Source organism: Brevibacillus brevis (assembly GCF_001039275.2).
Taxonomy (GTDB): Bacteria; Bacillota; Bacilli; order Brevibacillales; family Brevibacillaceae; genus Brevibacillus; species Brevibacillus brevis_C.
The window spans coordinates 5,652,582-5,668,323 of the sequence record NZ_CP030117.1; the positions used below are offsets into that span (position 1 = coordinate 5,652,582).

Below are 15,742 nucleotides of genomic sequence, written 5' to 3' on the forward strand. Positions count from 1 at the left end.
AGCCTGCTAGGACAAAGATGATAGGATTCGTTCCGCTTTCTGGACGGCGGTCTCCAACGTTATGGTTTCGTCGAGAAACTGATCTAGAAGATCACTGAGGCCGTTTTCATCCGCCTTCGCCTCTTCCCGTTGCTCCGCTTTCTTTACCCAATGGCTTTCTTTGGCAAAGGGGTATGTCGGCAATGGAATCCGCTGCTGCTCCCCTTCCAGGAACAGCTTGCGTAAGTCCAGCGGATAACCGTGAACAAACAGCTCGGCACAAGCCAGCAGATGCTCTCGTGCCAGGCCGTCGACATTGTCTCGGTATGCCTGGATGCTTTGATTTACTTCCTCGATTCGCCGTTCATCATCCCGCATCCCGGCAGGCTGCAGCTCTGCTTGAACAACGTCCTGCGCATGGCCGTTATCCAACCATTCGCCAAGCCGTTCGAGTAGCTCATGCCGGGAGCCGGCGACGCATGCAAACCGGTGCTTCAAGTGCTTACGTCCTGCCAGCAGCGTAAAGCTGACCGAGGCGCAGTCCAACTGCGGGGAGTGTCGGCAGTGCGCAGCTAGCCTTTCAACCTGTTGGCGCAACTGTACGGCAGTCCGTCCCGACAGCACGAACAAGTATGCGGATCTCGCCTCCCGTCTGCGAACCGGCTGAGGAGCTTCCTCAAGAACAAGATGCGCATTCGTTCCACTGAATCCGAATGAGCTAATGGCCGCCATTCGTTTCGTTCCCTCGCCAAGTGTCCAATCCCTAAGCTCCGTATTGACGTAAAAGGGACTATTTTCGAAAGCAATGCTTGTGTTGCCCTTTTCAAAATGGAGTGAAGGCGGCAGCTTTTTGTGACGCAATGACAGAATAACTTTCAAAAAGCCCGCAATGCCTGCGGCAGCAGCCGGATGGCCGAGATTCGATTTAATCGAACCGACCGCGCAATAGCGGTTATCGTCCGTGTAATGGCGGAACGCCCGGGTCAGTGCCTGAAACTCGATCGGATCTCCCAGCTTCGTTCCCGTTCCATGCGCCTCCACCAGCTGAATATGGCGCGGATTGATGCCGAAGCTATCATACACATGCCGCAGCAGACGTTTCTGTGAATTCGCACTTGGTGCCGTAATGCCGTTTGTCGTGCCGTCTTGATTGATGCCGCTGCCGCGGATCACGCCATAAATATGATCGCCGTCGGCAAGCGCATCCTTCAAACGTTTGAGAACAACCACACCGGCGCCTTCTCCAGGCACGAAGCCATCGGCTCTTTCGTCAAAAGCATGGCATCGGCCGCTGGGAGAAAGCATACCAGCACGATTGGAGACGGTATAAAATTCAGGCGTTGATTGGATGAATACGCCGCCCGCAAGCGCCATGTCCGTTTCCCTTGTCCACAGGCTTTGACACGCAAGATGAATCGCAACCAGCGAACTGGAGCAGGCTGTATCCACCGTTACCGCAGGCCCCTGTAGGTTCAGGTAATAAGCAATCCGTGCAGGTATGACTGATCCTGCATTGCCCCAGAATGCCTGAGCCGGCGCTTCGTCTCCAAACAATCTCGCGTAATCGCTGCCGCAGCTTCCGACATAGACGCCGCATCGCCGCGTATGCTCTCCCGGTCCCGCATATCCAGCATCCTCCAGCGCTTTCCACGATTCCTCGAGAAAGATACGCTGCTGAGGATCCATGTAATCGGCTTCCACGCCGGTGATGTTAAAGAAAAGCGGATCGAAGCAATCAATTGAGCTTAAAAAGCTTCCATGTCGGCAGCTTTTGACCCCTTTCGGATCCCGACCGCTCCCACGAAGTTCCCAGCGCGTCACTTCTTCTACCAGATCGGTTCCTGCCTCAAGATGTGACCATAGCTCCTCCACTGAATCCGAACGAGCAAAACGGCCGCTTATCCCGACAATGGCCACAGGTTCTAAAGACGTCGGAACCTGCGATATGCTTGCATTCTCCATAGCAGAAGAACTGGCTTCTGGTTCGGACATGTAATCGCCACCGGGTATACGAACTACAATCTTGCCGATATTTTTCCGGTTCTCCAACTGACGATAGGCTTCCTTAAAATCAGAGAGCGCGTAAACGCGGCCGATTGTTGGCCGAATGACCCCTTGTGCAATCAGAGCTGTCAACTCGTCCCAATAAGCCTGGATCGTAGCCGGTTGTTCGGCTGACAACGCTCTTAAGTCAACGGAATAGAACGCCCTGTTCTCGTTCAACAGAGACAAGTCGATGCTCCGTGCGGACTTCAGCGCGGTTAAGGCGAGCTCAATATACCGGCCTCCCGGCGCCAAACACCGGAATCCTTTCGACATCGCGTCCCCGGACAGTGTGTTCACAACGATCTGTAACCCTTGTCCATCCGTAAGCCTCTTGATCTCCTGCTCGAAATCGTCTTCCCTGTAATTGATAAGCTTCGAAACACCGATACCTGCAAGATAGTCCAATTTTTCCTTGGAGCCTGCGGTAGCGTATATTTCCGCGCCGTAATGGCGGGCTAGCTGTACGGCCATCAAGCCGATTCCTCCCGCCGCCGTTTGAACAAGCACCTTGTCGCCCGGTTTGACTGCCGCTTTGCGAAAGGCGTCCATCATCGTAAGGCCGACTGCTGGCAGCGAACAAGCTTCTTCGAAAGACAGAAAGTCAGGCTTTGGAAGAAGCGACTGCTCCGAGCATACGATGTAGGTCGATTGCGCGCCTATATTTTCCCCTCCGGTCACAACCACTTGATCACCACGCCGGACGGAGGTCACTGCTTTACCGGTATCGATGACAACACCACTTGCCTCAAAGCCGGGCGTAAAAGGAAAAGGTGGCATCACTGGATACAGACCTTTGGCGCAAAGCAAATCGCCAAAGTTCAATGAAAAGGCGCGTACCTCAACCAGCACATCATGCTCCGTCAGCGGCGGCACTACCGATTGTTTCAATTGAAGCTCGTCGATACTGCCGGGGCGTTCAACGACTATATGATGGCGTACCCGCGGCGTCTGACTCTTTTCCGCCAGCTCGAAGGTAGCTGTATCTTCTGCGGCTCGATACCCGTCCTCCGATGCCCCCGGCGCCGAGGCCCGTTCTTCAGCCATGACCTGCGGCGGGGATTGGGCTGCGTTTTTATCCGACTGCCGGTACTTGCTCAGCAGTTCCTGCCGATGCTCGCGAAGCAGCCAATCGGATAGCCGCTCGACGCTGTTATAGTCAAATATGATCGTCGTCTGGAGCTGCGTCTCGCAGCGCTCATTAATGATATTAATGAGGTTGACCGCAATGATGGAATCGACGCCGTAATCCGAGAAGCTCCGATCGTCCTGGATTCGGCCTGCATCGATTTGCAATGCATCCGCCACCGCTGTTCGAATAACGGTTTGGATAAACGAACCAAGCGCCCGGTCCGAAACGTCACCGGCACCGCTTGTGCCGCTTGTGGACGGGCTGATCGGGAGCGGCTCCTGCCCCTGGAAATCCGACGGGACGCTCGCGCAACGGTTTAGGTACTGCCGGTACACGCCGTCGCTCTCCGCAGCAATAACAGCGGCACCGAGAAAATGACCTTTCCGTGCCGGATAAAAGATGCTCCGGAAACCTTGCTCCGCCAAAAGCCGCTGCCACATTTCCGTAGTTAGAACCGGACTGCCGGGAATGCGTACTTCGGCATCCTCATGCAGCCACCAGCCTTCCAATAACCCGAAAGTCACGTGCATGAACAGGCGGTTTGCATGGATCTCGTTGATCAGCAATAACCCGCCCGGGCGCAGGGCTGCCTTTGCATGACGCAACGTACGGCTTATCCGTGCAGTGGCATGGAGCACATTCGTTGCTATGACAAGATCGAAGCTTCCTTCTTCAATCCCTTGCTCGGCAAGTGGACGTTCAATATCAACCATTTTGCAGGACAAGTAAGGAGCCTGCGTCCCATACGCCTGCTTTCCGTGAATCAGAAACGCCTTTGATAAATCCGTGTAAAGATAGTCGGCCATGTTGGATTGATACGGTTCCAGCCGCTTGAGTACAACCGCACTCGTCCCTCCTGTACCCGCTCCGATCTCCAGGATCCGAATCTTGGCCGATTTGTCCAGCGCCAAGCGTTCCTGTACATAAGCCGCCGCTGTATCCGCAAGCGCTTCATTGAAAAAATCAGCCATCAGATTGTTTTTGTAAACAGACTCCACCAATCCAAAGGAACCGTTCGGGAAAATAACATCCGTTGCCGGTAATTCCCCGACCAAAATGCGCTGGAGGGCGTGCAGCGTTTTTTCTGCCAACTCGGCTTGTGTATTCATATTGCCGTTGCTCTTCCATTCGCTTCTCATCCGGTACCATTGCCGCCACTCTCCATCCAAATCCAGAGGGCGTGTATCCAATATGCGCACCGTGCCGTCCTCGCGCCGAACATAACCGGCCCGTTCGAAGGCGGCTATGGTTTCTTGATGCCACCTGTAGTAGGCCGGCAGCATCCCGGACGCACCGTCTTCCACACTGCTAAGCCAGCCGCCTTCTCTGTAGATCGCCCACATCAATCTGCAAATGGCAGCGTCCAGCAACGCCATGGGGTGCCCCATATCGGATTGTATACGGCCAAGCCGCGAATCATCTGCTTCCTGTATGCGGTTTCGAATCCCTGGAAGCAGTGAGCTGCGATCAGCCTGCATGACTAGACGTTCATCATGCAGCATTCCTGCAAGCGGCACCGGCTTTGTCATCTTCAGCATCACCAGTTGGTCCAATGGTCCTACAAGCAGCAATTCCAACGCGGCCATTGCTTCGTCCGGTTCAATGGAAGCTACGCCAAGCGAGGCCATTTTCTTCCGGTACTCTTCCGAGGCAACTACGCCTACGCTTCCCCAATAACCCCAATTCATCACCTTGACCGGGAAGGGCAGCTCCTTGCCTAGCCTGTGCGCATAAGCATCCTTGAAGGTGCAACCGGAAGCATAATTACTTTGACCGGCCGGTTTGGTATACGAATTAATAGAAGAAAAGAACAGCATAAAATCAAGCTGCTCAGCCGCGAATACTTGCGCCATCCGCGCACTGATATCCACTTTCGCCGATAGCGCCGCACGGAAGCGTGCTTCATCCATATTTGCCAAGCTTTGATCCAGCAGGACGATCGCGGAATGGATGACGCCATGGATTGTGCCATAGCGTGACTTCACTTCGTCGATAGACCGCTGTAAAGACTGTTTGTCTTTGGCATTGGCCGAAATATACCACGGCTCTATCCCATAAGCCGCACCCAGTCGGTCAATCTTAAGCTGAATGGTTTCATCCAGCGATTTCCGGCCAATCCAAACAATTCGTCCTCTATATTGGCGGATCATATATTCGGTCCACGCCTCGCCGATCCCGCCTGCACCGCCGATGACGACATAAACGCCGTCTTGACGATAAAGGCTTTGTTTCGGTACGGCTGCGGCCACCGGAAGTATTTGTTGACGATACCACCGGTTATCCCGACAAGCCCATACGTGGCCTTCCGAGTCGGCAGGAAGACGGAACAATTGATCAAACGAAAGGCTGCCGCCTGCTTCCAAATCGGCAACCCGTATCGCCCATAGCGGATATTCCTTGGCGATCGCGCCGGCCAATCCGTGTACGCTGGCAGCGGAAGAACGCACGGCGTCATCGCGTTGGACCGAAACGGCTTGCTGGGTGATGAAGCTCAAGGCGATACGCTTGCTCCCATAACCCAGCGCCAATAAGGCCTTTACGAGCCGGAACAGATGAAGGACGCCCTTTTCCTGTTCTTCGATGGGAGCATCCGAAGCGGCAGCTCCGACCGGTTCCCGTGCCGCAATCCACAACAGGTGCTCGAATTCGCCGCACACCCTTAACTTGTGGGCCATCTCCTCGATCGTATCCGAAGCATTCAGAATGATTCTCGGTGCTGCCGGCCACTCATGCTGATTTTCACGAATGGCCACGCTTTCGTCTTCCGCAATGATTACGGTTCGGTTCGGCGGCTGGACACCGCTTGTTTCTACTTCCGCCTCGCTCCAGACGTAAGTCAGCAAATCCGTCAAGGTCTGGTCAGATTTCTCGGAGGCATGATCCGTGTTCGACGACTTCGCATTATCCGTCGCGCTCCGATCCGTCAAACGGGACGAAAATCCCTTTATTGCCACGCATACGTTCCCTTGTTCATCACAAAGATCGATATCAAGCTTATGAATGTGGCCGTCTGCAGCCTCGCCGCGTGTTGGCCGCAGCCAAGCCCACATAACCGTTGCGCAGCGGTCAAACAGCTCAAGCTCATCGATTGCAAACGGAAGCTTCATCTTGTTCTCTTCCGTCCCGTCCATAAAGAAAACCGCCGCTTGCAGGGCGGAATCCATCATGCTTGGGTGCATCGTGTAGTGATCCTTCGTGCTCTGGACGCTCGTGGGCAGCAAGAGCTTGGCGAGGACGCCCTCAGGCCCTGTGTAAACCTCGTCCAATCCTCTTTGCCCGGAACCGTATTGAACACCCATTCGTTCAAATGCCTCGTAGCAGCTCTGAACGGACCGCTTCTGCGTCAGCGTAGTTTTCAACGCTTCAAGCAACATCACAGGTCGTTCCCGCATCTCGAAAAATGCTCCTACCCCTTGACTATGGAGAACGCTCTCTTTCTCGATTTGACTCGTAACCCGGTAGCTAATGTCTCCGTTTTGTTCCTGCTTCACCCCGATCCGAACGTCCAAAGGCTTGGCAGCCACAGTCATGGGCTGTGCCCAAACGACTCGTTTCAGACGGAGCCCGAGTCTGCTCTCCCGCTCGCCGCCCGCCATCATCCGAATCGCGGCTTGTGCCATCTCCAAATAAGCGACACCGGGCAGAACCGGTTCGCCGTTCACGACGTGATCTCTGATGAAGAATTCCTCGCCTGTAAATGTCGAGCTGTATTTCATGCCCTGGAGATCCGATGTATTTCTTTGTACCAATGGGTGGAGTACGGCTTGCATTGTCGTATCACTTTCTGTCTGCGCATCCGCATGCGGTTTGACTTCCGGCACCCAATACCGTTCATCGGCAAAAGGATAGGTAGGCAGCGGAATTTTGAAATTGCTTCCCTTCGCGAACAGCTCGTGATAATCAAGCTCATAACCTTGTACGTAAAGCTCGGCTATCGATGACAAGCGCTCCATATAGTCAGCGGTGTCGTTCGCATGCTGCAGCTCGCGAATACACTGGTTTCCATACCGTTTCAAAGCAAGCTGCTGCCGCACGCCATTGGCGTTAAGCTCGGACTGGAATATCCGCGGCGTGGCCTCACTGCCGATCCACGAAGACAGCAAGGACGCTAATTCACGGGTATCACGGACGACTAGCGCCAGCCTGTGATGGAAGTGTTTCCGCCCTGTAAGCAGCGTAAAGCTTATACTGCCGCAATCGGCGTCAGCGTTTGCTAAACCGTAATCCAGGAGCTGTTCCGCTTGCCGGCGCAGTTGCTCCTGCGTACAAGCCGACAAGACGATCAGGAAGCCCTGCCGTTTGATGATGGACTTACGATCGATTGCAGGGGCTTCTTCGACAACAAGATGCGCGTTCGTCCCGCTGAACCCAAACGAGCTGACTGCTGCGCGGCGCCTGCTTCCTGCTTCGGCCTCCCAGTTCCTCAGCTCGGTATTGACATAAAACGGACTTTCTTTAAAATCAATGCCGGGGTTGCCGTTAATAAAATGCAAGGACGGCGGCAGTTGCTTATATTTGAGCGCCAGCAGTACCTTGAGCAAACCGGCGATACCCGCAGCGGCTGCAGCATGGCCCATATTGGTCTTGACGGAGCCGATGGCGCAGTACTCCCGCCGCTCCGTATAATGGCGAAACGCATTCGTCAGAGCTTGATATTCGATCGGATCGCCCAATCGCGTGCCGGTCCCGTGTGCTTCGACTAGCTGTATACTTTCTGGATCAATGCCGAATGAATCGTAAACATCCCGTTCGAGACGCTCCTGGGATAACGCGCTTGGAGCCGTTAAACCGTTCGTTGTACCGTCCTGGTTTATACCTGAGCCTATGATGACGCCATAGATGTAATCACCGTCGGCCTGGGCGTCACGGAGCCGCTTCAGAACAACAGTCCCCACACCTTCACCGGGTACAAAGCCATCTGCCCGTTCATCAAAAGTGTGGCACCGTCCCGACGCGGACAGCATGCCCGCTTGATTGGCGCTTTCATAAAAGCTTGGTGTCGACTGAATGAAAACACCGCCAGCCAGCGCCAATTCTGTTTCCCCGGCCCTTAAGCTCTGGCAGGCCATGTGGATAGCGACAAGCGAGCTGGAGCACGCGGTGTCGATGGTTACCGCCGGTCCGTGCAGGTTAAGATAATAGGCGATTCGTGCGGGAATGACCGAACCGGCATTGCCCCAAAACGCAGGTGCCGGCGCCTGCTTGCCCATCAGTCGGGCATAGTCGCTTCCGCTGCTGCCGACAAACACGCCGCATTTTCGCCCATCCATTCCCGCTCCGGCATAACCGGCATCTTCAAGCGCTTTCCACGCTTCCTCTAGAAATAAACGCTGTTGAGGATCCATATAATTCGCTTCGTAACCCGATATGTTAAAGAAAACCGGGTCGAAACGGTCGATCGCATCGACAAAGCTGCCTTTCGAACAGAAACTGTTTTTCCCTGCCTTGTGTGAGCTAAGATCCCAGCGGCTGGCCTCCTCGATCAAATCGGTCCCGTTTGCCAGATTGGACCAAAATTCCTCCAGCGTTTCCGACTTGGCAAACCTGCCGCTCATCCCGATCACGGCAATGGGCTCCTGCTCCCGGCCTAGTTCCCCGCTGTGCGGTGCTCTCGGCAGTTCCGCATTGTCCAACTGCTTGACTAAAGCCGCCGTTTCTTGATATCGATAAGGCTCTGTAACCGTAACGACGATCTTGCCGATGGCCGTCCGATCCTCAATAGACCGGTAAGCATCCGCCACTCGCTCAAACGGGATAACCCTATCAATGACAGGGCTTATCGTTCCTGCTTCGACAAGCGCAAGCATTTCTTCGACATAACCTCGCAGCTCGGCTGGATTCTCGTTAGCAAGCTTTCTTGAATTGATGCTATAAAAGGTCTGATTCCCATCCAGCGCTGATAAATCGATCGTCTTCGCTGTTTTGAGTGCCGTCATCGCCAGCTCGATATAACGGCCTCCCGTCGCCAGACAGTTGATTCCTTTCTGAATGGCGTCCCCGGGAAGCGTATTGATAATGACATCGATTCCTTTACCGCCGGTCAGCCTGTCAATCTCTTCCTCGAAATCGGTCTCCCTGTAATTGATCCTATAGTTCACACCGAGTGATTCCAAAAATTCAAGCTTACGGTTGGACCCGGCTGTAACATATAGTTCCGCACCATAATGACGCGCAAGCTGTACCGCGATAAGTCCTGTTCCGCTTGCCGCGGTATGGATGAGAACTTTCTCGCCTTTCTTGAGATCCGCTTTGCGGAAAGCGTTGATCATCGTCACGGCGGCTGCCGGAATGGTGCAAGCCTGCTCAAACGTGAGGTAATCCGGCTTCTTGAACAACTGGTCTTCCCGGCATGTGATCATGGTGGATTGTCCGCCGAAGGAAGCCCCGAGCGCCACAATCACTTCATCGCCTGTGCGAACAGTCGAAACGTCGGCACCGGAGGCTACAACAACCCCGCTTGCCTCAAAGCCCGGTGTGAACGGGTATGCCGGCATGGTCGGGTATAGACCCTTCAAGCAGAGAAGATCGCCGAAATTCAACGCAAAGGCACGGACGGCGATGCGAACCTCATCGGATCTCAGCTCTGAAACGCCAGATTGAGCAATCCGCAGCGAATCAACACCCCCGGGCCGCTCGATCACGACATGGTGATACGTCGACTTTTCCGCAGGAAGGGGAGCGCTCTGACGCTCACTGACTGCAGGCGATGGGGATTCTGCTGGTTGCGATCGAAAGCGATTGTTAAACGCAGGTATGCTAAGGCCGCTTTGGACGGGCTGCTTTGCCGATACCCGCAGGGCTCGTGCGCCCTCTTCCTCTCTGCTGGCAGCCAGTTCGCTCTGCTTGAGAAGAACGGTTATTTGATCCGTATGCTCCTTGATTAAAAACGCACATAACCGCTTCACGTTATTGTAGTCAAACAGCACCGTTGTCTTGAGAATAAGGCCGAAGTGATGATTCAGGCTGTTCACGAGACTGACTGCCACGATGGAATCTACGCCGTATTCGGAGAAGCTTTTCTCTTCCTGAATACGCTTCTCGTCCATTTTCAAGGCTTGCGCGACATATTCCCGTATCGTCTTATTGACATAATCTTCCATCCACTGTTCTTCCACATGTTCACCGCTTCTGTCCGTATTGGTTAGGTCATGAAGCCGCTCGTGCCGCTCTCCGGCCGCAAGCCGCTTAGGTTGATCTAAAATGCCGTCGCTCAACGCGGCAATAATATGCTGGTCCCATGAAAGGCGTCCATCGGAAGGAATCATGATCCCGTGAAAGCCTGTCTGGGCAAGCAGGGACTGCCAGACTGGCACATGCAGACCCGGACATCCTGGAATTCGTAGCTCCGGATCTTCATAACGCCACCAGCCCTCCAGCAGACCGAATGTCACATGATTGAACATCGTGTTGCCGGTAAGCTCGTTTAACAGAAGCAGTCCGTTTGCGCGCAGTGCGGATTTGGCATGATACAGCGTCTTTTTCATATCACGGGTCGCATGAAGCACATTGGCCGCAATCACGATATCGAAGCTGCCCTTCGCAATTCCCTGCCCTTCCAACGCTTGTTCGACATCGAATAAATGGAAGGAAAGGTACGGATATTCTTTGCCATACTTCTGTTCCGCATGGAGCAAGAACGATTTGGATACATCTGTGTAGCTAAAATCGATGATATGCGCTTCATAAGGCTTCAGCCTCCGAAGCACCGCCTCGCTTGTTCCGCCGCTTCCGGCACCAATTTCTAAAATCTGTATTTTCGCATTCGGATCAAGTGCAATCCGTTCACGCACGTAATCCGCCGCCGTATCCGCGAGCAGGTCGTTATAAAAGTCGGCTACGCAGTTATTTTTGTAAATGCCCTCCACCAACGCCGTGGACGAACCCGGGAACATGACATCCGTCGGCCTAACGCCATCGGAGAGAATCTCGGAAAGCGCGCGCATCGTCGCCTCCACAAGGGAAGCTTGTGCAGAGACATCGTCATGGTCCAGCCATTTGTTCTTGTTCGCTTCCCATTCCACCCAGGCTTGCTCGAGAGTTACCGGCTCTTGAGCCGGGGCGTAAATGCCGGCTGCCTCCGGTATTAAATAGCCGCTGCGGACCAGCATTGCGACGCTTTCTTGAAACCATCTCCGATAGGAGCTCAGCAATTCCTTCTCCGAGGGTATGTAACCTCCGAAAGCTGATAAAGAGGCCACCCATCCTGTTTCGCAAAAATAAGCCCAAAGCATCCGGCACAGTGTGCGGTTCATATCGTTCATTCGATCGATTGCTTCCGACACTTTGGCTTTGTCCTGCGCCGTCTCTTCATCGCTATCCAAAATTCGCGATACTCCTCCGGGTCCGCTAAGATACTCCGCCATTGTATTGATCGTCATCGTCTTAAACGCAGGCAATTCGGATGGCCGCACTTCAAGCTGACAAGCTTCGAACAGTTGATGAGCCCATTCATTCAGCTTGATCGGGTCCATACCGTATTCCTCCATCTCGGCGTCCGGATCAATCTCGTCTTCCTTCACACCTAAAATGGAAGCCGCAGCTTTTATCAAAACCGGCCGCAGTTGGACGGTCGTGCGGCTTTCAGCGGAACATGCCTGAAGCGCAAGTTCTCGTTTTGTGGTCAACGCCCGAGTTACAAGACCTGTCATCCGGATACAGACACGGCCTTGGTCATCACATAAGTCGATATCGAATGTGAGATCCTGGTCCTTACCATTGCCTTCCTCCGAGACGCTCCGGATATAAGCCCACATCGATGGCGTGCATCCGCGAAACACCTCAAGTGACGTCAACGCAAACGGCATCGCAAGCGGTGCTTGCCCGTTTTCTACTGCAGCCAAACCGATGCAGGCCTGCAAGGCTCCATCCATCATGCTGGGGTGCAGCACAAAGTCATCCCTTGTTTCCGCAATCAATGAAGGCATCGACAGTTGCGCAAGCAGGTGTCCGTCGCCGATATAAATCACGGATACCGAACGATGCGAGGGACCGTAATGAATACCCATCCTCTCGAACGCTTCGTAGCATTGCCCGGCCGATAACTGTCGTCGCGAACATTGCTTCCGAATCTCATGGTAATCTAAAATGGGCAGCTCAGCCGCTTCTGTGATAAGCACGGTTCCTTGACTGTGTACGTTCTCCCCAGCTTGTTCCTCCGGTGCCCCGGTATAAATCCGATATTCAATTGTCCCGTTGTCGCTTGGCTTCAAGGTAATATGGGCATGTACAGGTTCATCGCCTGCAAGGATCGGCTGCGCCCATACCACCTGTTGCAATCGGACGGATACCTCCGGCAGCGACTTGCCGATGGATAGGACAGCCGCTGCTCGGGCCATTTCCAAATAAGCGACTCCCGGAAGGATGCGCCTGCCTTCGACCTGGTGGTCCTCCAAGTAAAATTCAGTTCCTTCAAACCGCGAGCTGAAGCGCTGTACGGTGAAATCCGACGTATTGTGGTGCAGCAGCGGATGAAGCAGATCAGCACCCGCTACCGTTTGGGTGCTTCTCATATCCGGGATCCAGTATCTCTGCTTGTCGAACGGATACGTCGGGAGCGAGATCGGACGTGGCTTTAGCGCTTCGTATCGGCGATTCCAATCATAGACGCCGCCCTGAACCCACCGTTCGAGAACCTTCGATATATCCTCGTGCTCGAGTATTTCGGGCTTGCTTCCCCTGCTGCCGGATCCAACACTTCCCTGGTACAGCAGCGGAATTCCTTGGCGGCCATCCAAATAAGCGGAGAGCTTATATTGAAGCTCCTCAACCGATTCAACGGCAACGGCCAACCGTTCTTCATGCTCATCCCTGCCGGTCTGCAGCGTATAAGCAATCTGCGCCAATTCCGCTTCGCTATTTTTCGAATTGCTCATCCACTCGACGAACTGGCGAACCTGCTCACGCAGCCGTTCTTCATTTTTGGCCGACCATATCAGCGCATAAGGAGTTCCTATTACCAGAGCGGCCGATGCTTCTTCCACATATTCTTCGATGACGACATGGGCATAGGAGCCGGAAAAGCCGAAGGAGCTGACACCCGCCCGTCTCGGAAGTCCGTCCCTTGTGTCCCAGTATTGATTCTCCCGGTTTATGTAAAGCGCCGAGCCTTCCAGTTGGATGTAAGGGTTTATTTGATTAAGCTTTGGCATTGCTGGTATTTGCCGATGCCTCATCTGTTGGATGACTTTGATGACGCCGGCGATTCCGGCAGCCCCTTCCGTGTGGCCGATATTCGACTTCACGGAACCGACCACGCAGAACTGCTTCTTGTCGGTGAAACGCTCAAACGCTTTCTTCAAGCTGCTTATTTCGATCGGGTCGCCGAGTGCCGTACCGGTGCCATGCGCTTCGATATAACCAATCGATTCCGGCTCAATCCCTGCGTCCTCCCAAGCTTTCGCAATGACATGTTCCTCTCCCTCGACACTTGGTGCCGTAAGGGATGGCGTATGTCCTCCATGCAGCGCCGCTGAACCTTTTATGACGGCGTAGATGCGGTCGCCGTCTTTCTTCGCTTGCGACAGCGGTTTAAGCAGCATGCTGGCGATCGCCTCTCCCGGTACATACCCGTCGGCGGCTGCATCAAACGTATGGCAGCGGCCGGTGGGAGATAAGGCGCCGATACTGCTGAAATACCGGTAGTGCCAGGACGACAGCAGCAGATTGACGCCGCCGACAAAGGCCATATTACACTCCCCATTTTGCAAGGAACGGCAAGCCGTATGTAAAGCGAACAAAGACGAGGAACACGCTGTATCTATCGCCATGCTCGGGCCTTTCAAATCAAAGATGAACGATACCCGATTGGCGACAACAGTCTGCGCATTGCCTGTCCCCATATGAGGATCGACGGGGAGATTCATTTCCGCGATTCGGTCGGCGTAATCATGAACGCACGCCCCGACAAATACTCCCGTGCTGCTTCCCCTTAACTGCTTCACAACGCCTGCATCCTCCGCGGTTGCGTAGACGCTTTGCAGCAGCAGACGGATTTGCGGATCCATCCATTCAGCTTCTCTTGGCGATATGTTAAAAAATTCCGCATCGAACTTATCGACGTCATCGATAAAGCTGCCCCATTTGCAATACGTCTTATCCTTGGCCTGGCGGTCTTCGTCGAACCAAGGCCGGAAATCCCAATGGTCGGGCGGAATCTCTTTGATCAGATCCTTCCGGGATACGATATTTTCCCAAAACGTTTCGATATCGGACGATTCTGCAAATAATGCATGCATCCCGATGACCGCGATATCCTCATGGTGGACTTCGTTTCCTGCGATCCGGCCGGCGGTCGACGAATGAGTCTTCGGCTTTGCTTTCGCAATCGGTGCAGATGCCGTTCCCAGCAGCTTCTGGAAGGCCTCCCTATGCTCCTTGCCAAAATAGGACGCAAGCTCCTCAATGCTTGGGTACTCGAAGAACAAGGTCGGATAGAGCTCGGAGCCGATTTCCCCTCCGATAACGCCGGTAAGTGCAATAAGCTGGGCGGAGTTTAGACCAAGCTCCATTAAATTCGCCGTAATGCTGCAAGACTTTAACCGGCCATCGGTGACCGTCTCCACCTGACGCACCAAATAGCCGATGATGCGGTCTTCCAGAGCCTCGATTCCGCCATCAGCGGAATCATTCGTTGCAGTCTCTTCATGTGAGATTGCAGACAGACGGAGTCGCTTGATCGAACATTCCGTCAGCTCCGCCACCACTATGCCGGTGTTATCAATCAGCTCTGCATCGAAAACGATCATTTCGTCCGATTCTTTCAAATGGTGGATATGGATCCAGCATTCGTGCAATCGTTCGGTTTTACGGAAGAGCACATCCTTGACCGCAAACGGCAAATAACCGTCCCAACCAGTCGCCTTATTCAAAAGGGGGACGACCGAGAGAAACGCACTGTTTAAAAGCAGAGGATGAATACTCGATTCGGATTCCTCGGAAGCCGATTCGCCGGTCAGTTCAGCCCGGACAAGAATATAGTCCTGTCCTTTGTATACACGCTGAATGGTTCTGAAGCTTGGCCCTAATTCAACGGTTCGATTGATCTCATAGATCCGATCCAACTGCTCGTACAGTTCGGCTGATGCCTGTAGCTCGACCAGATCCAAAACCCTGTTGCTTGCCGGCCATACAAGAAGCTCGCCTTTAGCGGTGAGCCGTCTGTCCTCGGAGGCGAGGTTCCCATACACAGTCTCGAAGCCCGTGGCTTCATAGCTGTCCTTCTCGAGCTTCATCTCGACGATCACCGGCTGCGCAGAATCGACTTTTATAGGGCTGATGAAGGAAAGATTCCGAATTCGGCCGCAGCGCTCCCTCTCATAAAGGGCAAAATAAGCATCCATGGCCATTGAAGCATGAGCGACGCCTATGATAACCGGTTGGCCGCCGACTTTGTGGTCTCGCAGAAGCGTCTCATCGTAATGATAGCTTCTCGTCCACCGGCGGTTGGCCGCTTCGAAAGCAGGCCGTGGCTGAACCTGGCTCGCAAGCCGCCGGGCTTCCAGGACTTCCTGAAGCGCCTGCTCGACCTCCAGATTGCCGTTTTGTACCCGTTCAAGAAGACTTTCCAATTCTTCCTTTTTCATGTCCATC

Annotated in this window: 1 protein-coding gene; it reads right to left on the minus strand. The window is 54.0% G+C overall.

The window, feature by feature from the left end; all coding sequences use genetic code 11:
- Window positions 1–6 precede the first annotated feature (6 nt).
- A complete protein-coding gene (locus AB432_RS27025; RefSeq protein ID WP_162630273.1) occupies window positions 7–15,735 on the minus strand; it encodes a beta-ketoacyl synthase N-terminal-like domain-containing protein in 15,729 nt (5,242 codons plus the stop codon).
- Between the last annotated feature and the right edge of the window lie 7 nt (window positions 15,736–15,742).